The sequence below is a fragment of the Polaromonas sp. CF318 genome (assembly GCF_000282655.1).
GTDB lineage: Bacteria > Pseudomonadota > Gammaproteobacteria > Burkholderiales > Burkholderiaceae_C > Polaromonas.
This window is the reverse complement of sequence record NZ_AKIV01000149.1, coordinates 1-23,370: the sequence shown is the minus strand read 5'-3', so window position 1 is coordinate 23,370 and position 23,370 is coordinate 1. Positions and strand designations below refer to the sequence as shown.

Here is a 23,370-nt window from a genome sequence, read left to right as displayed (position 1 = left end):
AATCCGGACAGCAACAACAACCACTACCCGCCGAAAGAAAACACTCCATGATGCAACGCCGAAATTTCCTGGGCAGCGGCCTGGCCCTGGCCGCAGGCAGCAGCTTCGCCCAGTCCAACAACAAGATCACGCGCATCGTGGTGCCTTTCGCGGCGGGCGGCGTGCAAGACCTGCTGGCGCGCGCCATGTCCACCGAACTCGGCGCTGCGTTGGGCCAGACCGTCATCATCGAGAACCGCCCCGGCGCGGGCGGCACCGTGGGCACGGGCTACGTCGCCAAATCGGCGCCCGACAGCGGCACCATGGTGCTGGGCGCGGCCAGCCACAACATCGCAGGCTCGCTCTACACCAAGCTCAGCTACGACCCGCAAAAAGACTTCGCCCCCATGGCGCACATCGGCACGGCCGACTACGTGCTGATGATCCACCCGGACGTGCCGGCCAGGACCGCCGCCGAATACATCCGCTACGCCAAGGCCAACCCCGGCAAGCTCAACTACGCCACCGCCGGCGTGGGCAGCGCCACCCACCTTTCCATGGCCTACTTCAACGGCCTTGCCGGCATCGATGTGGTGCACGTGCCGCTCAAGGCGACGGGCGAGGCGATCAATGAAGTGATCTCGGGCCGCGCGCAGGCCGTGATCGCCGCCAGCATCGGCGCGCTCGCCTTCGCCAAGGACAGCCGCATACGCCTGATCGGTGTCACCTCGCCCAAGCGTTCCAAGTACCTGCCGGACGTGCCCACCATCGCCGAAAGCGGCCTGCCTGGCTACCAGTTCGATTCCTGGTTCGGCCTGCTGGGCCCCGCCGCCACACCGGCGGCCGAGATCAACCGCGTCAACGCGGCCATGGCCAAGGTCCTCAAAGACCCGGTGGTGCTCGAGCGCCTGGACAAGCAGGGCATTGAACCGCTGGCCATGAGCAATGCCGACTTCGCGAAGCTGCTGGCGAACGACTACAAGCGCATGGCCGAAGTCGTGAAGGCTTCGGGCGCCAAAATCGAATAAGTAGCGGCAGGTCTGCACCCGACCCGCGTCAACATCCGCATCACGCGCGAAGGCACAACACCTGCGCAAAAACTGCAGCGCATCGAAGGCGCGACCGGGCTGCTGGTCCGCGGGCTCAACAAGCCAGAGCCACGCCGAAAACCGCCGCGGGTTAACCCCGTGGCGGCCGGGCAAACGCGCAAGGCCAGGATGGAATAGACTGCGCTTGGCCGGCAGCTCCGCGGAGACAGGGACCTGCTTGCGCATGGCATGATTCATGCGTCATCTATTGCAAGATAGAAGTCGCATGAATGCGGCTTTTGTTCGGGGAGCACGCCAGACGCCTCACCAAGGGCGCAGCTGCTGACGAAAGTTCTGAATACATGACCTGGTCCCTCATCGCGCGCGATTCATCGGGCGCGTTTGGCGTGGCGGTTGCCAGCAAATTTTTTGCCGTGGGCGCGCTGTGCCCGCACGCGCGCAGCGGCGTGGGCGCGTTGGCCACACAGGCACTGGTCAACCCCCTGTATGCCGCGCCGGCGCTGGACGGCCTGGCCTTCGGCCAGTCTCCCGACTACATCATCAAGCGCCTGACCTCGGCCGACGAAGGCCGTGACCACCGCCAGTTGCACCTGATAGGGGCAAACGGCCAGGCCGCCGGCTACACCGGCAGCGCCTGCATAGACTGGTGCGGCCACAGGGCGGGCGCTGGCTATTCGGTCGCCGGCAACATGCTGGCCGGGCCGCAGGTGATTGAAGCCACCGCCCTGGCCTATGAGGCCAATGCCGAGCTGCCGTTTGCCGAACGCCTGATCGCCGCGCTCGCCGCCGGTGAAGCCGCGGGTGGCGACAAGCGCGGCAAGCAGGCCGCGGCCCTGCTGGTCTTCACCACCGAAGACTACTGCGCGCTGGACATACGCGTGGACGACCACGCCGAGCCCCTTCAGGAACTGCGCCGCCTTTACGACAAAAGCCTGGAGCGCTACCAACCCTTCAGCACCTGCCTGCCCTCGCGGCGCAGCCCGGCCGGCGTCACCGACCGCGCGGTGATCGAGGCCGAGATCACGCGCTTTCACGCGCTGCGCAGCGGAGCCGCCGAATGACGGCTTTGCTGGAAGTGAGCGGCCTGCGCACCAGCTTCAAGCTCGAGGGCGGCGGTGAATTCGCCGCCGTGGACGGCATCAGCTTTTCGGTGGATTCGGGCCGCACACTGGGCATCGTCGGCGAATCGGGCTGCGGCAAAAGCGTGACCTCGCTGTCCATCATGGGCCTGCTGCCCAAGGGCCAGGGCCGCGTCTCGGCCGGCTCCATCCGCTTTGAAGGCACGGACCTGGCGACGCTGGGCCCGGACGCCATGCGCGCGCTGCGCGGCAACCGCATGGCCATGATCTTCCAGGAGCCCATGACCTCGCTGAACCCGGCCTTCACCATAGGCGACCAGCTCATCGAAGGGATCCGCTGCCACCGCGACATCAGCGCGGCTGAGGCCAGGACGCACGCCATCGACATGCTGCGCCGCGTTCGCATTCCCTCGCCCGAGCAGCGCATCGACGAATACCCGCACAAGCTCTCGGGCGGCATGCGCCAGCGCGTGATGATCGCCATGGCGCTGGCCTGCGAGCCGCAATTGCTGATCGCCGACGAACCGACCACCGCGCTGGACGTCACCATCCAGGCCCAGGTGCTGGACCTGATGCGCACCCTGCGCGAGGAAACCGGCACCGCCATCATCCTGATCACCCACGACCTGGGCGTGATCGCCGAATTGGCCGACGACGTCGCCGTGATGTATTCCGGCAGGATCGTGGAGCGCGCGCCCGTGGCCCGGCTGTTCGCCGAGCCGCAGCACCCTTACACCATAGGGCTGCTGGGCTCCATCCCCAAGCTGCATCTGGCACAGGAGCGGCTCAACGCCATCGAAGGCCAGGTGCCCACACCCATGACACGCATGGACGGCTGCCGCTTCGCGCCGCGCTGCCCGTTTGCCGTCGATAAATGCCGGCAGGAAGTGCCGCCGCTGATGGACATGGGCGGCGGCCATGAAGCGGCCTGCTGGCGCGCGCCGCTGGAGGCCGGCATGGCAACAAGGCACACGGCCGCAATAGCGGCCAGCGAGGTGATGCCGTGAGCACGCTGCTGAAAGTCGAAAACCTGGTCAAACATTTCCCGGTGCGCCCGCACCTGTTCAGCCGCTCCAAGGCGGTCGTACACGCGGTCGACGGGCTCAACTTTGAACTCAATGCCGGCGAGACCATGGCGCTGGTCGGCGAGTCAGGCTGCGGCAAATCCACCGTGGGCCGCCTTGTGCTGCGGCTGCTGGACGCGACCTCGGGCCAGGTCTGGTTTGACGGCGAGGACCTGATGGCACTGCCGGCCGGCCGCCTGCGCGCCAAGCGCCGCGAGCTGCAGATGATTTTCCAGGACCCGTACTCCTCGCTGAACCCGCGCATGACGGTGGAGCAGGCCCTGACCGAGCCGCTGGCCCTGCACGGCCTGGCGCGCGGCCGGCACCGCGAACGTGCCGCCGAGCTGCTGGACCTCGTGGGCCTGGCGCCGCAATACCTGCAGCGCTACCCCCATGAGTTTTCGGGCGGGCAGCGCCAGCGCATCGGCATCGCGCGCGCGCTGGCGGTCGAGCCGCGGCTCATCGTCTGCGATGAAGCCGTGTCGGCGCTGGACGTGTCCATCCAGGCGCAGGTCGTCAACCTGCTGCAGGATCTGCAGCGGCGCCTGGGCCTGGCCTATGTCTTCATCGCGCACGACCTCGCGGTGGTCAAGCACATCGCCTCGCACGTGGCCGTGATGTACCTCGGGCAGATCGTCGAATACGCCGACAAGCAAAGCCTGTTCGCGCACCCCCGCCATCCGTATACACAAGCCCTGCTGTCGGCGATTCCCGTGCCAGAACCCGGCCTCAAGCGCGAGCGCACGCTGCTGCAGGGCGACGTGCCCAACCCCATCACCCCGCCTTCGGGCTGCCGCTTCAGGACGCGCTGCCCCCACGCGCGCGAGCGCTGCGCCGAGGAAGTGCCCGTGCTGCGCTCGCAAGGCGGCCACGCCGTGGCCTGCCATTTCTGGGAAGAGATCAAGGCGCCGGCCGGCATCACGGGCGGCGCCGTCGTGAACGAGAGGCTGCTCCGGCTCCAGGCGGCTTTTCATGCGCAAGCGGCCTGATGGAGACCATGATGTTCACCCTTGATTCAACCGTCCCCGGCACCAGGCAGCCGTCCAAGCAAACCATCATCGCAACCGACAACCGTGAAGGAAGAACCATGAGCAAGAAGATCCTGCTGGCCCTGGCGCTGGCCGCCACCGCCTGCGTGGCGCAGGCCCAGACCCTGCGCATAGGCCTGGCCGAAGACCCGGACGTGCTGGACCCGACACTGGCGCGCAGCTTCGTGAGCCGCATTGTGTTTTCCTCGCTGTGCGACAAGCTGGTCGACATCGATGAAAAGCTCAACATCGTGCCGCAACTGGCCACCTCCTACCAGTGGTCGGCCGACAACAAGGCCCTCACCATGAAGCTGCGCAGCGGCGTGACCTTCCATGACGGTGAGAAGTTCGACGCCGCCGCCGTGAAGTTCAACATAGACCGCCACAAAAACCTCGCGGGCTCGAATCGCCGCGGCGAACTCGCGCCCGTGACCACGGTGGACGTGGTCGACGACCTGACCGTGAAGATCAACCTGAGCGCGTCCTTCTCGCCGCTGCTCAGCGTGCTGGCGGACCGCGCCGGCATGATGGTCTCGCCCAAGGCGGCGCAGGCCGCGCCCACCAACTTCGGCACCAAGCCGGTGTGCTCGGGCCCGTTCAAGTTCAGCGAGCGCGTGGCGCAGGACCGCATCGTCCTGGAGCGCTATGCCGGCTACTGGGACAAGGCCAACATCCACTTCGACAAGGTCGTGTTCCAGCCCATCGTGGACGCCACCGTGCGTCTGGCCAACCTGCGCTCCGGCCAGCTCGACTTCATCGAACGCGTGGCGCCGTCCGACATCGCCTCCATCAAAGCCGACAAAAAACTCGCCTTCTCGCGCATCACCGAGCTGGGCTACCAGGGCATCACCATCAACACCGGCAAGAGCGACCAGGCCCAGAAAAACCCGCTGGGCCGCGACCCGCGCGTGCGCGAAGCCTTTGAACTCTCGCTGGACCGCGCCGGCATCGTGCAGGTCGCAATGGACGGCGAGGCCACGCCGGGCAACCAGTGGGTTCCGCCCGCCAACAGCTTCTACGCCAAGAACGTGCCCATTCCCAAGCGCGACATCGCGCGCGCCAAACAGCTGCTGAAAGAAGCGGGTGTGCCCAACCCCAGCTTCACGCTGATGACACCCACCACTTCGGATGCCCAGCGCGTGGCCCAGGTGGTGCAAGCCATGGCCAAGGAGGCCGGCTTCGACGTGAAGATACAGTCCACCGAATTCGCGACCTCGCTGAACCTGGCCGACAAAGGCCAGTTCGACGCCTATGTATTGGCCTGGAGCGGCCGCGCCGACCCGGACGGCAACCTGTTCAGCTTTTACGGCTGCAAGCAGCCGCTGAACTACAGCGGCGAATGCCGGCCGCAATGGGACGAGTTGCTGAACCGCTCTCGCAACACGCTGGACACCGCCGGCCGTATCAAGGTTTTCGCGACCCTGGCCGCCGAAGCCGAGAAGGTAAAGCCCGTTATTTACCTGTTCCACCGCAACTGGCTGTGGGCCTATAACAAGAAGATCACGGGCATGCGCACCGTGCCTGACGGCCTGGTGCGTCCCCAGGGCCTGAAGATGTAAAGACGTGACGAGATAAAGCAGGCAGCCATCACCTTTCATGCTCCAGTACTTTCTCAAGCGGCTTGCCGCGATCATCCCGACGGTGTTCTTCGTCACCGTCATCATCTTCGGGCTGCAGCAACTGCTGCCTGGTGATGCCGCGTCGGTCCTGGCCGGCGAAAACCAGGACCCCGAGGTCATCGCTTACCTGCAAAAGAAGATGCACCTCGACGAGCCGCTGCCGATGCGCTACGCCTACTGGATTTCCGGCGTGTTCCATGGCGACCTCGGCGAATCGATGCGCATCCAGCAGCCGGTGCTGGACCTGATCAAGGAAAAGCTGCCGGTCACGCTGCAGCTGGCGGCCATGGCCATGGTCATCGCGTTGCTGATCGGTATTCCGGCCGGCATTGTCTCGGCCGTGGGCAAGGACTCGGCCTGGGACTACCTGGCCAATGTGATTGCGCTGTGGGGCCTGTCCACGCCCAACTTCTGGCTGGGCATCCTGATGATCCTGGTGTTTTCGGTGCAGCTGGGTTGGCTGCCGGCCTCGGGCTATGTCAGCCCCTTTGAGGACCTCAAGGCCAACCTGGCGGCCATGATCATGCCGGCCTTTGTGCTGGGCAACGCGATTGCGGCCGTACTGATGCGCCACACGCGCAGCGCCATGCTGCAGGTGCTCAATGCCGACTATGTGCGCACCGCGCGCGCCAAGGGCTTGAACGAGCGCCGCGTGGTGCTCAAGCACGCACTGCGCAACGCCCTCACGCCCATCATCACGCTGGGCGCGCTCGAGTTCGGCACGCTGCTGTCGGGCGCGGTGCTGACCGAGCAGGTGTTTTCGATTCCCGGTTTCGGCAAGCTGATCGTGGACGCCGTTTTCAACCGCGACTATGCGGTCGTGCAGGGCGTGGTGCTGTTCACCTCCAGCGTCTACATCCTGCTGAACCTGCTGGCCGACCTGGCCTACTTCGTGGTCAACCCGCGGCTGAGAGGCTGAGGCATGAGCGCAGTCCTTCCCGTTGTCGTTCCGCGCGAGGCCACGCCGGCACGCCGCGCGCTGCGCCGCCTGATGCGGCGCCGCGGCGCCATGCTGGGCCTGGCGATCGTGGTGATTTTTGTGGTGCTGGCGCTGTTCGCCCCTTGGATCGCGCCCTACGACCCCATCGCCACGAGCTGGAGCGCGGTGCGCAAGCCGCCCAGCATGCAATACCTGTTCGGCACCGACGAAATCGGCCGCGACGTGCTCTCGCGCGTGGTGTGGGGGGCGCGCGCCTCGCTGCTGGCGGGCCTGGTGTCGGTCTGCATTTCCATGGCGCTGGGCGTGCCGGTCGGCCTTCTGGCGGCTTACGTCGGCGGCTGGACGGACAGCCTGATCTCGCGCTTTACCGACGCCATGCTGGCCGTGCCCTTTTTGATCCTGGCCATCGCGCTGGCCGCCTTCCTGGGCCCCAGCCTGAGCAATGCGATGATCGCCATCGGCGTGTCGGCCACGCCCATCTTCATACGCCTGACGCGCGCCCAGGTGCTGGCCATGAAGGTGGAAGACTTCGTCGAAGCGGCGCGCGCCGTGGGCAACCCGCACTGGCGCATCGCGCTGCGCCACATCCTGCCCAATGTGCTGCCACCGCTGATCGTGCAGGCCTCGCTCGCAATTGCCGCGGCCATCATCGCCGAGGCCAGCCTGTCATTCCTGGGCCTGGGCCAGCAGCCGCCGGCACCCAGCTGGGGCAGCATGCTTAACACCGCCAAGAATTACGTGGACAATGCACCCTGGATGGCGATCTGGCCCGGTCTTTCCATCTTTTTGCTGGTGCTGTCCTTCAACCTGCTGGGTGACGGACTGCGCGACGCGCTGGACCCCAAGCACAAATAATTCACGCCGCAAGGCGCCCACCCTCCTATTCGCCATGCCGACTTTCGACGCCCTCCACTACCCTTATGCCTCCCGCCGCAACGTGGTGTATGCCAACAAGGGCATGGTCGCCACCTCGCAGCCGCTGGCCGCGCAGGCGGGCCTGCAGGTGCTGCAGGCCGGCGGCAACGCGATCGACGCGGCGATCGCCACGGCCGCCGCGCTCACCGTGGTGGAGCCCAACGCCAACGGCATAGGCGGCGATGCCTTCGCGCTGGTCTGGCACGGCGGCAAGCTGCACGGCCTCAACGCCAGCGGCCCGGCGCCGCGCGCCATCACACTCGACAAACTGACCAGCCAGGGATTGACCGAAGTGCCCAAGTACGGCCCGCTGCCCGTGACGGTGCCGGGCACGCCCGCCGCCTGGGCCGCGCTGGCGCAGCGCTTCGGCAAACTGCCGCTCAAGACTTCGATGGCGCGCGCCGTTGAACTGGCACGCGAAGGCTTCCCGGTATCGCCCACGGTGGCGGCCGCCTGGCAGCAGGCCACGGCGCTGTTCCGTGAAAAATTCAAGGAGCCGTATTTCAAATCCTGGTTCGACACCTTCGCGCCCGAGCGCGCGCCGAAGCCGGGCGAACTCTGGCGCTCCGCCGCGCATGCCGACACCCTGCAGTCGATTGCCGACACCGCCGCCGGGAGCTTTTACCGCGGTCCGCTGGCCGAACGCATCGCGGCCTTTGTGCAGTCGGCAGGCGGTTACCTGGCGCAGGAAGACCTGGCAGCCTTCCAGGTCGACTGGTGCGAGCCAATCAGCGTCAACTACCGCGGCTACGACGTCTGGGAGATCCCGCCCAACGGCCACGGCCTGGTGGCCTTGATGGCGCTCAACATCCTCAAGGGCTTTGACTTCAGCGAGCGCGACAGCCTGCGCACCCACCACCTGCAGATCGAGGCCATGAAGCTGGCCTTTGCCGACGGCCTGGCGCACATCGCCGACCCGGCGCATATGCGCGTGTCGGTGGCCGACCTGCTGTCTGACGCCTACGCCGCCGAGCGCCGCGCACTGATAGGCGCGCGCGCCCTGCAGCCCATGCCGGGCGAGCCCTCACGCGGCGGCACGGTCTACCTGAGCACGGCCGACGGCGAAGGCAATATGGTCTCGCTGATCCAGAGCAACTACATGGGCTTCGGCTCAGGCATGGTCGTGCCGGGCACCGGCATCGCGCTGCACAATCGCGGCAACAATTTTTCGCTGGATGCCAAACACCCCAATTGCCTGGCGCCGGGCAAGCGGCCCTACCACACCATCATCCCCGGCTTTTTGACCCGGGACGGCAAGGCGGTCGGCCCCTTCGGCGTGATGGGCGGCTTCATGCAGCCGCAAGGCCATGTGCAGATGGTGATGAACACCGTGGACTTCGGCCTGAACCCGCAGGCCTCGCTGGACGCCCCGCGCTGGGAGTGGGAAAACGGCAAGCGCGTGAGCATTGAGCGATCGACGCCCGAGCACCTTTTCCACGGCCTCGCCGGCCTGGGCCATGAGGTGGCCTGGTCCGGCAACCGCATGGGCTTCGGCCGCGGGCAGATCATCTGGCGCAATGCCGACGGCGTGCTTTGCGGCGGCACTGAACCGCGAGCGGACGGCGCCATCGCGGCCTGGTAAGGCCCCGGCGCTTACTTGAGCGCCAGGCCCGCGGTGCTACCCAGGTACTGCTCCAGCACCGCCAGCTCGGCCGCCGTGGGCGCACCCTTGCCCGCGATAACGGCATACAGGTTGCCCCGAAAGCCTTCGCGCGGGTAGTAACTGATATAGCCGCAGCCCATCAGCATCTGGGTGAAGGCGCTGGGCGCGAAGGTCGCGGCGGCGCTGCCGATTTCGGCGGAATTGAGGCGCAGCTTTTGCGCGCCCGGCACCGATGCCAGCGCCAGCACCGCGGGCGTGTTGACGGCCAACCGGCTTGGGGCCAGCAACTGCACCGTCTGGCCTTTTGAATCAATCCACCTGGCGCGCGGCTGGCCGTTGAGAAAACCCAGTTCCGAGGTCTGCAGGTCTTCCGCCTTGGAGGCCTGGAACACCACGCCGGTGTTGGTCGCCGCGGGAACACTGAGGGCCGCGATGGCGAAATGCGCATCCTCGAGGTTGTAGGGCACGCGGTTGCGCGGATTCGGTTGCACGCCCGCCACGCGACCGGATTTTTTGCACCAGAAGCCGAAGGACTCGGGCACGCTGTGGTCGGAGTTCTTTTTGCCGTTGGTCACGCGCATCACCGGCACCGACATGGGCCCGGCGGCACCGCTGTCCTTGTTCATCCAGTTGATCATCTCCATGGCATTGCCCGGACTGGAGCCATAGCCCGAATCCGATACGGCGCGCACCACCTGGCCGGCGGCGGCCGGCGCGCCCAGCAGGTAGTCGGTGTAGCCGTCGGCCAGCTCCCATTTGCAGGCACCGTATTTGGCGATGATGGCCAGCGCGGCATCCGGGAGGCTGGTCGCGGCATAGGCCACCGGGTCGGTGAGCGAAAACACCTTGCGAGGCGGCGGCACCTGGCCTGAGAGCTGCCCGTCGCTGGTGTAACTCAGCGTGGCGACCTGGTTGGCCGCGGGCGTGTAGGTGAAACTGTCCTGCCCGTTGGCGCCGGCCGGAATCGTCAGGCGCGACTTGCTCAGCGTGCCGCCCTTGTTGGAGGCCACCGTGAGCACCACCGGCTGGGCCAGGTTGCCGCGCGCATAGACGGTGATGGTCAGCGGCGTGCCCGCCGGCGCATAACCCGGCCCGTCGTCGAACAGGGTCGCCTGCACGATGCCGGTCGCGGCCTTGAGCACGCCCGAGACCGCCGGCTCCAGCGACTTGTTCTGGTGCCAGCCGGGCACGTGGTTGATGGCGTAGTTGTGGATGGGCCAGTGGTTGCCGCCCATCCAGGTGTAGACCTCGCAGCCCGACTGCGCGGCATAGACCGCCGCCTGCGCGAACATGGCCTCCCAGCGCGGGTCGTCTATGGGCATACCCACCTCGGTGAGCGCCAGCTTCACACCTTTGGCTGCGGCCCAGTCGACCGCGATTTTGAGGCGATCCGCGCCGGTGGAGACCTTGATCGGGCCGGTACCGAAACCGGCGCTGTAGTTTTTGGCGACCTCGGTGTCGTAGTCAAAAAAAGCGCCGTTGCTGAAGGCGTCCAGGTACATATGGACTTCGTAGACCAGGTTGGCACCGGTCAGCGGGAAACCGGGGTTCTTGGTGCCTATGTACATGGCCGAGTCGTAGAGGTTGCCGGCCACATAAATGGGATTGACGGTGTCGACCGCGCGTATCGCCTGGATGGCGGCTTGCGCGAAGGCGGGCCATATCGTGAGGTCTTCGCCGCCCTTCACCGCTTCCTCGTTGGAGGCGATGACGCCGCCGGGCTTGGGCATGTCGTGCGGCTCGTTCATGAGGCCGTAGCCGCCAAAGCCCGGGTGGTTCTTCCACTTGGTCGCGGCGCGCGTCCAGAAATCGGTGAAGTGCGCAATCCTGAGCGTCGCGCCCGGCGCCAGCGAAAAAATCCGCGACTGGATCTGCACCGCATCCGTGGTGTAAGGGCGCAAAGGGCTGGGCGGCACGGTCAGGCCTATCACCGAGCCGTCGGGCTGGAAGCGGAAATCCTGGTAGCGGCCGTAGTTGTGGTTGTCGATGATGCAGCGCGTGCCTGCCGCGGCATGGGCATCGAGCACGCCGGTGATAAAGGCCTCGTAGCCCGCGTGGAAGACGCCCGGGTTGCCTATGGCCGCTTTCGCGGCCGCATTGGCCACCGTGTCGTGCAGCATGGGCTGCAGCAGCTCCCACTGGATGGGCAGCCGGTTCTTGATGAAGCCGCAGGCCGCCAGGTAAGACACATCGGCCTTGCGCGGCACGGTGAAATGGTAGTTGGGCGCCGAACTGGTGTTGGCCCGCAAGCCGGGCTTGGCCCATTCCATGCCCGAGAGGTTGGTGCCCATGGCGGGCATGCCGGCCGCGGCGCGCGCCACGGCGGCCTGCGCCTGGCGGCTCACGGTGAGGGGGCCCAGGGCCGCAAGGGCGCCTGCGGCCAGGGCGGCCTGTGAAAATTCGCGTCTTTGCATGAAAACCCTTTCCTGAAGCGTTCAGGTTAAGGCCCAATTCAGCGGTTCATTACAGTTTGACGCAGCAGCTCGGGGCTGCTTACATTTCAGGTCCGTTCGGCCCTGTCAGGCCTGACAGGACACCCGCCTGGATCGCCCCGCCAGCGCGATGGTCCGAGGTCGGCGACAATAGCGCCAGGTATTTTTTGGCAGCCACGGCAGCGGCCCTGGCAGCTTTCACAAAACCGCTTTCGTGCAAGGGTCAAGCCCTCGTTTTTTAGCGCACGGGCGGCCTGACCCACTTCCTTTCATGACCAAAAGTTTCTACCGGGCAGCCCTGGTGCTGGGTTTGCTGTCCGCCATCGGCCCCTTCGCCATCGACATGTACCTGCCCGCCCTGCCCTCCATCGGGCAGAGCCTGGGTGCCTCCATGGGCGCGGTGCAGGCCAGCCTGATGGCCTTCTTCATCTCGCTGGGCATAGGCCAGATTGTTTACGGCCCGGTGTCCGACATGGTGGGCCGCAAGGCGCCGCTCTACTTCGGCCTGCTGCTGTTTGCCGTGGGCAGCATAGGCTGCGCGCTGGCGCCCGACATCCACACGCTGGTGGTGCTGCGTTTCATCCAGGGCCTGGGCGCCTGCGCCGGCATGGTGGTGCCGCGCGCCATCGTGCGCGACCTGCACACCGGCCACGACGCGGCGCGGCTGATGTCGCTGCTGATGCTGGTCTTCAGCGTCTCGCCCATCCTGGCGCCGCTGGCCGGCAGCCTGCTGATCGAATCCTTCGGCTGGCGCAGCGTGTTCTGGGCCGTCACGGTGGCGGCCGCCGCCGGCCTGCTGCTGGTGGGCTTCACCCTGCCCGAGACGCGCCCGCCCGAGCAGCGCGTGGACAGCAGCTTCGGCAGCGCGATCAAGGCCTACGGCGTGCTGCTGCGGGACCGCCATTTCATGGGCCTGGTGTTTATAGGCGCTTTCGGCATCTCGAGTTTCTTCGCCTACCTGGCCAACTCGTCCTTTGTGCTGATAGACCACTACGGCCTCACGCCGCGCCAATACAGCATCGCCTTCGCGGTCAACGCGGCCTCCTTCATCGGTGTCTCGCAGTTCACCGGCAAGCTCGCGGCGCGCTTCGGCCTGGTGCCCATCGTGAAAGTGGCGGTCACGGGCTATGCGGCGGTGATGGCGCTGCTGCTGGTCGTCAACCTGGCCGGCATCGAACGGCTGGACGTGATGATCGCCCTGCTGCTGGTGGGCTACGGCTTCCTGGGCCTGGTGGTGCCGACCACCGCCGTGCTCGCGCTCGAAGAGCACGGCGCGATTGCCGGCACGGCTTCCGCCCTGATGGGCACCCTGCAGTTCGTGACCGGCGCGGTGGTGATGGCGACGGTCGGCGTGTTTGCCGACGGAACCGCCCTGCCCATGGTGGCCGGCATCGCGGGCTGCGCGCTGCTGGCGTATGCGATGGCGCGCGGCACGCTGGGCGGCGCGCGCGCCACGCCTGTCGCGACGCCGCGCTAGCGTCAGCGCCTGAGCACCCTTCTCTCAAACGGTTTCGGGCACGCGCGGGCACACAGCAGGCGCATCAAGGTCCCTGCCCCGCAGCGCCTGCACCAGCCAGGCCTCCACCAGCACCGGGTCGTTGACCGTCTTGATCGCCTGGTAAGCGGCCTCGGCTTCGGGAAACCGCCGCCGCAAAAAATTCAGCCACTGCTTGAGCCGGCCGGCCCGCGCGCGCGGTTCAATCCGTGAGCAGACGATGCGCCAGAACTCAGCGACCAGCGGCAGCAAATCGGGCCAGCCCACGGTGGCGTGCGCGCCCAGCCGGTCTGCCTTGATTGCCAGGCCCAGGCCGGGGTCGCGCACCGCACCGCGGCCAATCATCAGGGTGTCGCAGCCCGAAAGCTCACGGCAGCGCCGAGCGTCCTCCACCGTCCAGATCTCGCCGTTGGCCACGACCGGAATCTTCACCGCGGCGCGTATGTCGGCAATACGCTCCCAGTAAGCCGGCGGCCTGTAGGCCTGGGCTTTGGTGCGGCCGTGCACCACCAGCTCGCCCGCGCCGCCCGCTTCGATCGCGAGCGCGCATTCGACGGCGCGCGTGTCGTCCTCATAACCCAGACGCATCTTGGCGGAAACAGGCATGTGCGCCGGCACCGCGCGGCGCACCGCACCGACCACCGCCGTCAGGGTTTCGGGCTCCCTGAGCAGCGAGGCCCCGCCGCCATGGCGGTTGACGACCGCGGCCGGACAGCCGAAGTTGAGGTCGATGCCGGCCGGCCCCAGCCCCGCAAGCCGCGCGGCGTTCTCGGCCATGCAGCCCGGGTCCGAACCCAGCAGTTGCGCGCGCACCGGCACGCCGGCCAGGGTGCGGCCGCCGTGGTGCAGCTCGGGCACGATGCGGTAAAAAACGCGTTCGGGCAGCAGCTGGTCGGTGATGCGGATGAATTCGGAGACGCAGCGGTCTATGCCGCCGACCCGGGTGAGGATGTCGCGCAGCACAAAGTCCAGCAGCCCTTCCATGGGGGCCAGCAGGACGGTGGCGTGCGCTTCAGCCTTCATCGCGCTTCACGCTTGTTTGGCGCCCAATCGCCACAGCGAGGTCACTTCGGCCGCGCGCGCCGCATGCAGCGCATCGCTTGCGTCCGAAGCCTTGGGGTGCTGCGGCTGCGCGTCCAGGCGGTCTATGACCTTGAGGCCCGCGGCATCGATGGCTTGCATGAGCCAGGCGCGCGTGCGCAGGCCCAGGTGCTCGGCCAGGTCCGACAGGATCAGCCAGCCCTCACCCTCGGGCTCCAGGTGCGCGGCCAGGCCCTTGAGGAAACCCAGCAGCATGCGGCTGTCTTCGTCGTACACCGCATGCTCGACCGGCGAGCCGGCGCGCGCGGGCAACCAGGGCGGGTTGCAGACAATGATGTGGGCGCGGCCTTCGGGAAACAGGTCGGCCTCGCGCACCTCGACCTGCGGAAAACCCAGGCGCTTGAGGTTGTCGCGCGCGCAGGCCAGCGCGCGCGGGTCCTGGTCGGTCGCGACCACACGCTGCACGCCGCTGCGCAGGGCCAGTACGGCAGCCAGCACACCGGTGCCCGTGCCTATGTCAAAGCCCAGCAGGTCGGCCATGCCCTCGGGCACGGGCGCCTGGGCCACCAGGTCTATGTATTCGCCGCGCACCGGCGAGAACACGCCGTAATGCGGATGGATGCGGTTGTGCGGCCCGTCTTCGCCAAGCGCGGGGATCGGCACACCCTTGCGGCGCCATTCGTGCGCGCTGATAAATCCCATGAGTTCGCGCAAGGAGGCGACCGAAGGACCCGCACCGTCCCTGGCGGGGCCCCAGGCCTCGGCGCAGGCTTTTTTGGCATCAGGTGCGCGGCGCAGGGGAATGCCGTAGTCCGCGTCAAACGGAACCAGCACCATGCCCAATACACGGGCCCGCTGCGCCTGGGCCTGGCGATGCAGATGAAAAGCTTGCGGAAATATCGGTGCCGGCGCTTCGGCGGGGGCGCCGGCCTCTACGGCTTGCACGGCCTCCCCGGCCTTTTGGGCTTTGACGCGCTTGTCGCGCTTGGGCCTGGCCGGTTTGTCGACGCGGCGCGCCAGCGCCTGCACCAGCATGCGGGCATTCTGGAAATCGCCGCGCCACAGCAGCCCCGTGCCCTCACAGGCCAGGCGGTAAGCCGTGTCGGCACTCATGCTGTCGTCGGCCAGCACCACACGCTTGGGCGGCGCCGCGCCGCGCTCGGAGCGCCAGCGCGCGGAATGCGCTTCGCCGCCTTCCATCCAGTGGATCAAGGCGGGCGCGGGCGGCGGGGAAACGGGGACGGCAGGTGAAACAGGCATCAGGGGCAAACACAGCAAAGGGAGCCAAGTGTTTTAACAGATGCAGCCACCCGTTTGGGCGGAATGGCCCTAAAACTGCCTGCCAATGCTGCAAATGGCCGCTTTTCCGGTGGAACCTTCATGAAAGTTCAGGTCGCACCAACTGCAGTGCATGCCGTATCCAAAGCCGGCCCACGGCACTATTTTCAAAAATCCAGCGCCAATGTTCCACGCACGGACATTCAACGCCAACGCGCGCCGCGAATACCTCTATGGTGCGGCTTCTGGAGAGGACAGGCCGCTGTCAGGCCTGTCCAAAAACACCATGCCATTTGAAATCAAGCCCATCGACCAGGAGACTTTTGACGCGGTCTACACACCGGAACTCACGCAGCAGCTGATGGGTTTTGTCCACCCCACCCGGGAGCGGTTTGACCTGAGCCGCCGCAGCTGGGCCGTGGACCCAGGCCGCGATGCCTATTTCCTCGAGGTCAGCCTCATCAACGGCAAGGACTGGGCCTTCAGCTACCTGCTGATCCAAGGCAGGGAGTTCGCCCTGATCGAGTCGGAAGGCCACTGCCGCTACTCCTTCGTGAAACTCTCCCCTGGCTTTGCCTGGCGCCCTGACGAAGCCGAATGCCTGGTGGCGCAAGCGCTGCGCGTGGGCGGCGTCTTCCTCGACGGCTGCTACAACCTGCCACCCGGCTTCGGCATGAACCTGCCCAATATCAACGCGGTGCCCCACGCGGAATTCATCCCGCGCAAAACACACAAGGTGAATTGAGCCCAAGACCGGCCCGGCATAGCGCTTTGACAAGCGGGGGCCGGGGTCCGGCTTTACCGGCCCCAAGGCGCCCATCCCCCTGCAAGGGGAGAAGGCGCTACACGCAGTGAACGCCGACAGTGGTGTACCCATCTTCCCAAGCGGGGGCCGCGGAACTGGCTTTGCCAGGCCGCAGACGCCGTCCCCTGCAAGGGGAAAAGGCGCTACACGAAGTGAGCGCCGATAGGGGTGTACCCATCTTCCCAAGCGGGGGCCGCGGAACTGGCTTTGCCAGGCCGCAGGCGCCGTCCCCTGCAAGGGGAAAAGGCGCTACACGAAGTGAGCGCCGATAGGGGTGTGCCAGTCAGACATTCCAGCCGCCACCCAGCGCACGGATCAAACCCACCGTCGCCAGGTACTGCGCGGTCTTGACCTGCAGCGCCTGACGGCGGTTGCGCAGCTCGCTGCGCTGGGCGTCCAGCAGCTCGAGCTGGCTGACAAAGCCGTTGCGGTAGCGCGAATCCGACAGCACCGTGGCGCGCGTGGCCGAGGCCACCGAACGCGACTGGGCTTCCGACTGCTCGGCCAGCAGGCGCAGGGCCGAGAGCTGGTCCTCCACATCCTTGAAGGCAACGAGGATCTGCTCGCGGTAGTTGGCCAGCGCGATGTCGAGCTCGGCATTTGCGTTCTGCACGCCGGCCTGGCGGCGGCCGCCGTCAAAAAGCGGCAGCGACAGCAGCGCGCCCACACCCCAGGCCTGGCTGGAGACCTTGAACAGGTCCTTGATTTCGGGCGCGGCATAACCGCCGTTGGCCGTCAGCGAGAAGGTCGGGAACCAGGCGGCCTTGGCCACGCCCACGCGGGCCTGCGCGGCCTGCATGCTGCTTTGCGCGGCGGACACGTCGGGGCGGCGCTCCAGCACCGTGCTGGGCACGCCGGCCGGGATCACGGGCAGCACGGTAGCCCATTCGGTGGGCGCGACGGCAAAGCTGGAGGCTACCTCGCCGACCAGCACGGCCAGCGCATGTTCGATTTCGGCGCGGCGGCGGTCCAAGGCCAGCGCCTCGGATTCGGTCGAAGCGACTTCGGTACGCACACGGGCCACGTCGAGCTCGGCCACGTCGCCCTCGCGGAAACGCACTTCCGTCAGGCGCAAGGTGTTGCGGTAGGCCTGCAGCGTATCGCGCACCAGCGTGCGTTCGGTGTCCAGCGCGCGCAGGTTCAGGTAGGCCTGCGCCACGTCGGCCTGCACCAGCAGCTGGGTGCTGCGCAGCAGGGCTTCGCGCGACTGGGCGTCCAGCGATGCGGCGTCCGAGTTCAGCGAGAGCTTGCCGATCAGGTCGACCTCATAGGAAAAATTGGCGGCGGCCGTGACCGTGGTCTGCGCGACGCGGTTGGTGGTGATGTTGCTCTGGCGCACCGCGCCGCCGCTCAAGCCCACTTGCGGCAGGCGGTCGGCGTCGGTGTTGCGCAAGATCGCGCGCGCCTGGGCCAGGCGGCCCGCGGCCACCTTGACGCTGTTGTTGTTCTGGCCGGCCTGCTCGACCAGCCGGTCCAGCACCGGGTCGGCAAACACCTTCCACCAGGCGCCTTGTGATTGCGGGGCAGTAGCCGTGGCAACAGCCGCCGCACCGGCGTTTTCCTTGTAGGCCGCGGGCGCGGCGGGAATGCTGGCCGGGTCTACCGAGGCGCTGGTGGCGCAGCCGGCCAGCACCAGGGCGGCCAGCAGGGGCAGCAGTGCGCTGCGCAGCTTTGTGGATGCGTGGTTCATGATGAACTCCTGTAACTTGATGCTTGTTGTTATTCGTGTAGCTTGACGGGCGCGGCCGGCTGGGCGTGCGCGCCTGCACCGCCGCTGCCCGCGAAGGCTTCGAGGTGCGGCACTTCGCCGTGCAACTTGAGTGGGCGGTTGCCCGTCAGCGCGCGCAAGGTGACGTAGAACACCGGCGTGAGGAACAAGCCGAAAGCCGTGACGCCAATCATTCCCGAGAACACCGCCACACCCATGGCATGGCGCATTTCGGCGCCGGCGCCGGTCGACAGCACCAGGGGCAGCACGCCCATGATGAAGGCCAGCGAGGTCATCAGGATGGGACGCAGGCGCAGGCGGCTGGCTTCAATCGCGGCTTGCAGCGGCGTGCGGCCGGCAAACTCCAGCTCGCGCGCGAACTCCACGATCAGGATGGCGTTCTTGGCCGACAGCCCCACCAGCACGATCAAGCCGATCTGCGTGAAGATGTTGTTGTCGCCGCCGGTCAGCTTCACGCCCAGCATGGCGGCCAGGAGGCCCATGGGGACGATCAGCACGATGGCGATCGGCAGGGTCAGGCTTTCGTACTGCGCGGCCAGCACCAGGAAGACCAGCAGCAGCGCCAGCGGGAACACCCACATAGCCGAGTTGCCGGCGATGATTTCCTGGTAGGTCAGGTCGGTCCACTCGTAGCTGATGCCGGGCGGCAGGGTTTCGGCCGCGATGCGGGCGACCGCGTCCTGCGCCTGGCCCGAGGAATAGCCGGGCGCAGCGCCGCCGTTGATGTCGGCCGACAGGAAGCCGTTGTAGCGCATGGCGCGCTCCGGGCCGAAGCTGGGCGTGACCTTCATCAGCGCCGACAGCGGCACCATCTCGCCGGTGGCCGAGCGCACCTTGAGCAGGCCTATGTCCTCGGCGCGGGCGCGGTAAGGCGCGTCGGCCTGGACCCGCACGGAATACGTGCGGCCGAACTTGTTGAAGTCGTTGGCGTAGAGGCTGCCCAGGTAGATCTGCATGGTGTCGAAGACGTCGGTCACCGGCACACCGAGCTGGCGCGCCTTGGTGCGGTCGATGTCGGCGTAGAGCTGCGGCACGTTGACCTGGAAGCTCGAGAACAGGCCGGCCAGTTCAGGCGTCTGGTAGGCCTTGGCCATGAAGTCCTTGGTGGCTTTGTCCAGCGCGGCATAACCGAGCGAGCCGCGGTCTTCCAGCTGCAGCTTGAAGCCGCCGGTGGTGCCCAGGCCCTGCACGGGCGGCGGCGGGAACATCGCGATAAAGGCTTCCTGGATGCCGCTGAACTTGCCGTTGAGCTGGCCGGCGATGGCGCCCGCGCTCAGGTCCGCACTCCTGCGCTGGTCAAAGGGTTTCAGGGACAGAAACACGATGCCCGAGTTGGAGCTGTTGGTAAAACCGTTGATCGACAGGCCTGGGAAGGCAATCGCGTGTTCCACGCCGGGTTGTTTCATGGCGATGTCACTGATGCGCCGTATCACGTCTTCGGTGCGGTCCAGCGTGGCGCCGTCGGGCAGCTGCGCGAAGCCGATCAGGTACTGCTTGTCCTGGCCGGGCACAAAACCGCTGGGCACGGCCTTGAACAGGCCCGTGGTGGCCAGCACCAGCACCAGATAGATGCCCAGCATCACGGCCTTGCGCGAGATCGCACCCTTGACGCCGCGGCTGTAGTTCTCGGAGCCGCGGCTGAAGGCCTTGTTGAAGGCTCCGAAGAAACGGCCGAAGACCTTGTCCATGCCGCGGGTCAGCGCGTCCTTGGGCGCGTCGTGGCCCTTGAGCAGCATGGCGGCCAGGGCGGGCGACAGCGTCAGCGAGTTGACGGCCGAGATCACGGTCGAGATCGCAATCGTCAGCGCGAACTGCTTGTAGAACTGGCCCGACAGGCCGGTGATGAAGGCCAGCGGCACGAACACGGCGATCAGCACCAGGGCGATGGCGATGATGGGCCCGGACACCTCGCGCATGGCGCGGTAGGTGGCGTCGCGCGGGCTCAGCCCCGCCTCGATGTTGCGCTCCACGTTTTCCACCACCACGATGGCGTCGTCCACCACGATGCCGATGGCCAGCACCAGCCCGAACAGGCTGAGCGCATTGATCGAAAAACCGAAGAGGTGCATCACCGCGAAGGTGCCGATGACGGAAATGGGCACGGCCAGCAGCGGGATGATGGAAGCGCGCCAGGTTTGCAGGAAGATGATCACGACCAGCACCACCAGGGCCACGGCCTCGAGCAGGGTGTGCACCACGGCTTCGATGGAGGAGCGCACGAACTGCGTGGTGTCGTAGACGATCTCGTAGTCCACGCCTTCGGGCATGTTCTTCTTGAGTTCTTTCATCACGGCCTGCACGTCGTCTGAAATCTGGATGGCGTTGGAGCCCGGCGCGGCGAACACCGGCACAGCAACCGCCTGCTTGTTGTCCAGCAGCGAGCGCAGGGCGTAGTCGGAGGCGCCCAGTTCAAGGCGCGAGATGTCGCGCAGGCGCGTCACGGCGCCGCCCTTGTCGGTCTTGACGATGATGTCGCCGAACTCTTCCTCGCTTTGCAGGCGGCCCTGGGCATTGATGGACAGTTGCATGTCCACGCCGGGCAGGCCGGGCGAAGCGCCCACCACGCCGGCGGCGGCCTGGATGTTCTGCTCGCGGATGGCGCGCACCACATCGCCGGCGGACAACCCGCGCTCTGCCACCTTTTGCGGGTCCAGCCAGACGCGCATCGAATAGTCGCCCGAGCCGAAGAGCTGCACCTGGCCGACGCCGTTGATGCGCGCCAGGCGGTCCTTGACGTTGAGCACCGCGTAGTTGCGCAGGTAGGTCATGTCATAGCGGTCGTTGGGCGAAAGCAGGTGCACCACCATGGTGAGGTCGGGCGAACTCTTGATGGTGGTGATGCCCAGGCGGCGCACTTCCTCGGGCAGGCGCGGTTCGGCCTGCGAGACGCGGTTCTGCACGAGCTGCTGCGCCTTGTCCGGGTCGGTGCCCAGCTTGAAGGTGACGTTGAGCGTCATGAGGCCGTCAGTGGTGGCCTGGCTGCTCATGTAGAGCATGCCGTCCACGCCGTTGATGGATTCCTCCAGCGGCGTGGCCACGGTCTCGGCGATCACCTTGGGGTTGGCGCCGGGATAGTTGGCGCGCACCACCACGGTGGGCGGCACCACATCGGGATATTCGGCGATCGGCAGCGAGCGCAGCGCGATCAGTCCGGCGATGAACATCAGCAGCGACAGCACGCCGGCAAAGATGGGCCGGTCAATAAAAAACTTGGATAAATTCATGGCGATTCTTCTTGTTCAGGTGTCAAAGCCGGCTCAGGATTTGGCCGCGACCTTGACGGCTTTTTCGGTGAGCTCGGCCTTGGCGGACATTTCCACCGTTTGCGGCGCGACCAGCGCGCCGGGACGGATGCGCTGCAGGCCGTTGACGACGATGCGTTCGTTGGCGGCAAGGCCGCCCTTGACCACGCGCAGGCCGTTGACGGCCGCACCCAGCGTGACCTCGCGGTAGACCGCCTTGTTGTCGGCGCCCACCACCAGCACAAACTTCTTGTTCTGGTCGGTGCCGACGGCACGTTCGTTGATCAGCAAGGCCGTACCCTTGGTGGCCTGGCCCATGCGGATGCGCGCGAACTGGCCGGGCATGAGCTGGCCGTCCTTGTTGTCGAAGACGGCGCGGGCGCGCACGGTGCCGCTGCGGGCGTCAACCTGGTTGTCGACCAGCTGCAAGCGGCCTTCAAACGGCGTGTCGGTGCTCGCGGCGGTGCCCATCTGCACGGGAATGCGCTCAAGGTTGCGGCTGGCCGGGCCGCCATTGCCGCCCACGTCCTTCAGGGCCTTGGTGACGACCTGTTCGTCGGCATCAAAACTCGCGTAGATCGGGCTCACCGACACCAGCGTGGTCAGCACCGGCGCGCCCGGGCCGGCGGCGACCAGGTTGCCCACGGTCACTTCGAGCTTGCCGACACGGCCCGAGACCGGCGCGCGCACCTGGGTGTAACCCAGGCTCAGCTGCGCCGTCTGCAGGGCCGCCTGCGCGGCGCGCAAGTTGGCCTCGGCCTCACCCTTGCCGTTGGTGCGCTCGTCGAATTCACGCTTGGAGATGGCTTGCTCGCTCCACAGGCGCTGCGAACGCTCCTGCTCGCCCTTGGCCTGGGTGACCCGGGCCTGGGCGGCGGCGACCTGCGCATCGGCGCGTTCCACGTCGGCGGCATAAGGCGCCGGGTCTATGGTGAGCAACAGGTCGCCCTTTTTGACGAGCGCCCCTTCGCGAAAGTGCACGGACTGTATGGTGCCGGCCACGCGCGAACGGACGTCCACGCGCTCGACCGCCTCCAGCCGGCCCGAGAACTCGTCCCAGGCGGACACGTCGCTCTGCACCACGGTGGCAACCGAGACGGGGGTGGCTTGCGGCGCGGCGGGACCGGACTGGGCGCGGGTGCCGGAGACGCCGAACACGGCGGCGGAGATGCCGGTCACGGCCAGCACGGCGAGGGCCACGGCCAGCAGGCGGCGCTTGGGGGTATGCAGTTGTATGGATGGCATGTCAATTCTCTCGAAGATGGGATGGATGAAGAAAACGGATAAACGGATAAATGGAGGGGTGATGAGCGGGTTGGGCAAAGCGGCAAACCGGCGACTCTAAAACCTCAACTTAAGTTGAGGTCAAGCGCGCGGCGCCCGACACGCTGCCCGGGCAGGGACATCAAGCCGCCGCGGCCTTGCGCGCGGCGTTGATCGGTATCCGGATGAATCAGTGGCATGGTGAACTCCCTCAAAGAAAAAATTGAAGCAATAAAACAATCGATAAAACTCAGGCCACGGCGCCGTGCGCGGCGGTCCGCGCATCCAGCGCGGTGGCAAAGAAACGGCCAAAGCGCTCACGCAGCAGCGGCCCCCAGGCGTTTTGGGGGTCCGCCGGCTCCAGGTAGCTGCAGGGCCAGCCGGTGGGAACCGGCAACACCGTGTCGAGCGCGACCAGGCCGGCGGCGCGCAGGCGCGCGGCATAGGCCAGCGTCTCGTCGCGCAGCGGGTCGTCCTGGGCCGTGATCAGCAGGGTGGGCGGCAGGCCGGCCAGACGAAAGGCCGAGCCCGGCGCGGCGTAAGGGTGGCTCGCGTCTTCCAGGCGCGGCAGGTAGTTGTGCCAGCCGTCGGCCCAGGTGCAGCCCACCGGGCCGGCTTCGGCGTCGCGCAGCGAAGCCGTGGCCAGGCAAGGGTCCAGCATGGGCGAGAGCAATATCTGCCCGGCCAGGGCCGGCTCCTGCAGGTCGCGCGCCATCAACGCCACGGCCGCGGCGATATTGCCGCCGGCTTCCTCGCCAGCCACAAACACCGGCGCGCCCGCGCCGGCGAGCTTGTGGCGGGGCCTGCAA

Annotated in this window: 17 protein-coding genes; 10 read left to right on the top strand and 7 right to left on the bottom strand. The window is 66.8% G+C overall.

What is annotated here, in order from left to right:
- Positions 1-47: 47 nt before the first annotated feature.
- From PMI15_RS23235 to PMI15_RS23200, 8 genes are all read left to right on the top strand, one after another.
- Positions 48-1,007, top strand: a complete 960-nt coding sequence (locus tag PMI15_RS23235; RefSeq protein WP_007874867.1) for a tripartite tricarboxylate transporter substrate binding protein — start codon at positions 48-50, stop codon at positions 1,005-1,007.
- A 362-nt stretch (positions 1,008-1,369) separates the two neighbouring features.
- Complete coding sequence (locus tag PMI15_RS23230) at positions 1,370-2,089, top strand: DUF1028 domain-containing protein (protein WP_007874866.1); 720 nt, start codon at positions 1,370-1,372, stop codon at positions 2,087-2,089.
- A complete protein-coding gene (locus tag PMI15_RS23225; protein WP_007874864.1) occupies positions 2,086-3,114 on the top strand; it encodes an ABC transporter ATP-binding protein in 1,029 nt (342 codons plus the stop codon). The genes PMI15_RS23230 and PMI15_RS23225 overlap by 4 nt, the downstream gene beginning before the upstream one ends.
- Entirely contained in the window at positions 3,111-4,160 is a 1,050-nt protein-coding gene (locus PMI15_RS23220) for an ABC transporter ATP-binding protein (RefSeq protein ID WP_007874861.1), read from the top strand. Before PMI15_RS23225 ends, PMI15_RS23220 begins: the two co-directional genes overlap by 4 nt.
- Positions 4,161-4,258: 98 nt before the next feature.
- Entirely contained in the window at positions 4,259-5,758 is a 1,500-nt protein-coding gene (locus PMI15_RS23215) for an ABC transporter substrate-binding protein (protein ID WP_051002043.1), read from the top strand.
- A 37-nt stretch (positions 5,759-5,795) separates the two neighbouring features.
- Positions 5,796-6,737: an ABC transporter permease gene (locus tag PMI15_RS23210; RefSeq protein WP_007874858.1), complete on the top strand. Its 942-nt coding sequence runs from the start codon at positions 5,796-5,798 to the stop codon at positions 6,735-6,737.
- Positions 6,738-6,740: 3 nt separating this feature from the next.
- Entirely contained in the window at positions 6,741-7,613 is an 873-nt protein-coding gene (locus PMI15_RS23205) for an ABC transporter permease (protein ID WP_007874856.1), read from the top strand.
- 34 nt (positions 7,614-7,647) lie between these two features.
- Positions 7,648-9,255 carry a gamma-glutamyltransferase family protein gene (locus tag PMI15_RS23200; protein ID WP_007874854.1) on the top strand — a complete coding sequence of 536 codons (1,608 nt, stop codon included), beginning with the start codon at positions 7,648-7,650 and terminating at the stop codon, positions 9,253-9,255.
- An 11-nt stretch (positions 9,256-9,266) separates the two neighbouring features.
- Here the strand turns inward: PMI15_RS23200 and PMI15_RS23195 are convergent, their stop codons facing one another.
- On the bottom strand, positions 9,267-11,690 hold the full coding sequence (locus PMI15_RS23195; protein ID WP_007874852.1) for a cellulase family glycosylhydrolase: 2,424 nt from the start codon (positions 11,688-11,690) through the stop codon (positions 9,267-9,269).
- A 289-nt stretch (positions 11,691-11,979) separates the two neighbouring features.
- Between PMI15_RS23195 and PMI15_RS23190 the strand changes: the two genes are divergently transcribed.
- Positions 11,980-13,185 (top strand): multidrug effflux MFS transporter, encoded by a 1,206-nt coding sequence (locus PMI15_RS23190; RefSeq protein ID WP_007874850.1) that lies wholly within the window; start codon positions 11,980-11,982, stop codon positions 13,183-13,185.
- A gap of 24 nt (positions 13,186-13,209) precedes the next feature.
- On the opposite strand, the gene PMI15_RS23185 is transcribed toward PMI15_RS23190, so the two are convergent.
- Together PMI15_RS23185 and PMI15_RS23180 are read right to left on the bottom strand one after the other, a co-directional pair.
- Positions 13,210-14,226 carry a tRNA-dihydrouridine synthase gene (locus PMI15_RS23185; protein ID WP_007874848.1) on the bottom strand — a complete coding sequence of 339 codons (1,017 nt, stop codon included), beginning with the start codon at positions 14,224-14,226 and terminating at the stop codon, positions 13,210-13,212.
- Positions 14,227-14,232: 6 nt separating this feature from the next.
- Positions 14,233-15,504, bottom strand: coding sequence for a class I SAM-dependent methyltransferase (locus PMI15_RS23180; protein ID WP_007874847.1), 1,272 nt, complete (start codon positions 15,502-15,504; stop codon positions 14,233-14,235).
- A gap of 202 nt (positions 15,505-15,706) precedes the next feature.
- Between PMI15_RS23180 and PMI15_RS23175 the strand changes: the two genes are divergently transcribed.
- Positions 15,707-16,267 carry a hypothetical protein gene (locus PMI15_RS23175; protein ID WP_007874846.1) on the top strand — a complete coding sequence of 187 codons (561 nt, stop codon included), beginning with the start codon at positions 15,707-15,709 and terminating at the stop codon, positions 16,265-16,267.
- Between the two features lie 343 nt (positions 16,268-16,610).
- Here the strand turns inward: PMI15_RS23175 and PMI15_RS23170 are convergent, their stop codons facing one another.
- From PMI15_RS23170 to PMI15_RS23155, 4 genes are all read right to left on the bottom strand, one after another.
- Positions 16,611-18,017 (bottom strand): efflux transporter outer membrane subunit, encoded by a 1,407-nt coding sequence (locus tag PMI15_RS23170; protein WP_007874845.1) that lies wholly within the window; start codon positions 18,015-18,017, stop codon positions 16,611-16,613.
- A 29-nt stretch (positions 18,018-18,046) separates the two neighbouring features.
- On the bottom strand, positions 18,047-21,280 hold the full coding sequence (locus PMI15_RS23165; protein ID WP_007874836.1) for an efflux RND transporter permease subunit: 3,234 nt from the start codon (positions 21,278-21,280) through the stop codon (positions 18,047-18,049).
- Positions 21,281-21,313: 33 nt separating this feature from the next.
- Positions 21,314-22,543 carry an efflux RND transporter periplasmic adaptor subunit gene (locus tag PMI15_RS23160; protein WP_007874834.1) on the bottom strand — a complete coding sequence of 410 codons (1,230 nt, stop codon included), beginning with the start codon at positions 22,541-22,543 and terminating at the stop codon, positions 21,314-21,316.
- Positions 22,544-22,811: 268 nt separating this feature from the next.
- Positions 22,812-23,370: alpha/beta hydrolase fold domain-containing protein (locus PMI15_RS23155; RefSeq protein ID WP_007874832.1), on the bottom strand; the 559-nt coding region annotated here is incomplete at its 5' end.

Excerpts from the sequence above, each read along its gene's own strand:
- PMI15_RS23165 (WP_007874836.1), bottom strand. The coding sequence starts at position 21,280 with ATGAATTTATCCAAGTTTTTTATTGACCGGCCCATCTTTGCCGGCGTG.
- PMI15_RS23235 (WP_007874867.1), top strand. The coding sequence starts at position 48 with ATGATGCAACGCCGAAATTTCCTGGGCAGCGGCCTGGCCCTGGCCGCA.
- PMI15_RS23205 (WP_007874856.1), top strand. The coding sequence starts at position 6,741 with ATGAGCGCAGTCCTTCCCGTTGTCGTTCCGCGCGAGGCCACGCCGGCA.
- PMI15_RS23230 (WP_007874866.1), top strand. The coding sequence starts at position 1,370 with ATGACCTGGTCCCTCATCGCGCGCGATTCATCGGGCGCGTTTGGCGTG.
- PMI15_RS23195 (WP_007874852.1), bottom strand. The coding sequence starts at position 11,690 with ATGCAAAGACGCGAATTTTCACAGGCCGCCCTGGCCGCAGGCGCCCTT.
- PMI15_RS23170 (WP_007874845.1), bottom strand. The coding sequence starts at position 18,017 with ATGAACCACGCATCCACAAAGCTGCGCAGCGCACTGCTGCCCCTGCTG.
- PMI15_RS23190 (WP_007874850.1), top strand. The coding sequence starts at position 11,980 with ATGACCAAAAGTTTCTACCGGGCAGCCCTGGTGCTGGGTTTGCTGTCC.
- PMI15_RS23215 (WP_051002043.1), top strand. The coding sequence starts at position 4,259 with ATGAGCAAGAAGATCCTGCTGGCCCTGGCGCTGGCCGCCACCGCCTGC.
- PMI15_RS23200 (WP_007874854.1), top strand. The coding sequence starts at position 7,648 with ATGCCGACTTTCGACGCCCTCCACTACCCTTATGCCTCCCGCCGCAAC.
- PMI15_RS23160 (WP_007874834.1), bottom strand. The coding sequence starts at position 22,543 with ATGCCATCCATACAACTGCATACCCCCAAGCGCCGCCTGCTGGCCGTG.
- PMI15_RS23180 (WP_007874847.1), bottom strand. The coding sequence starts at position 15,504 with ATGCCTGTTTCACCTGCCGTCCCCGTTTCCCCGCCGCCCGCGCCCGCC.
- PMI15_RS23175 (WP_007874846.1), top strand. The coding sequence starts at position 15,707 with ATGTTCCACGCACGGACATTCAACGCCAACGCGCGCCGCGAATACCTC.
- PMI15_RS23210 (WP_007874858.1), top strand. The coding sequence starts at position 5,796 with ATGCTCCAGTACTTTCTCAAGCGGCTTGCCGCGATCATCCCGACGGTG.
- PMI15_RS23225 (WP_007874864.1), top strand. The coding sequence starts at position 2,086 with ATGACGGCTTTGCTGGAAGTGAGCGGCCTGCGCACCAGCTTCAAGCTC.
- PMI15_RS23185 (WP_007874848.1), bottom strand. The coding sequence starts at position 14,226 with ATGAAGGCTGAAGCGCACGCCACCGTCCTGCTGGCCCCCATGGAAGGG.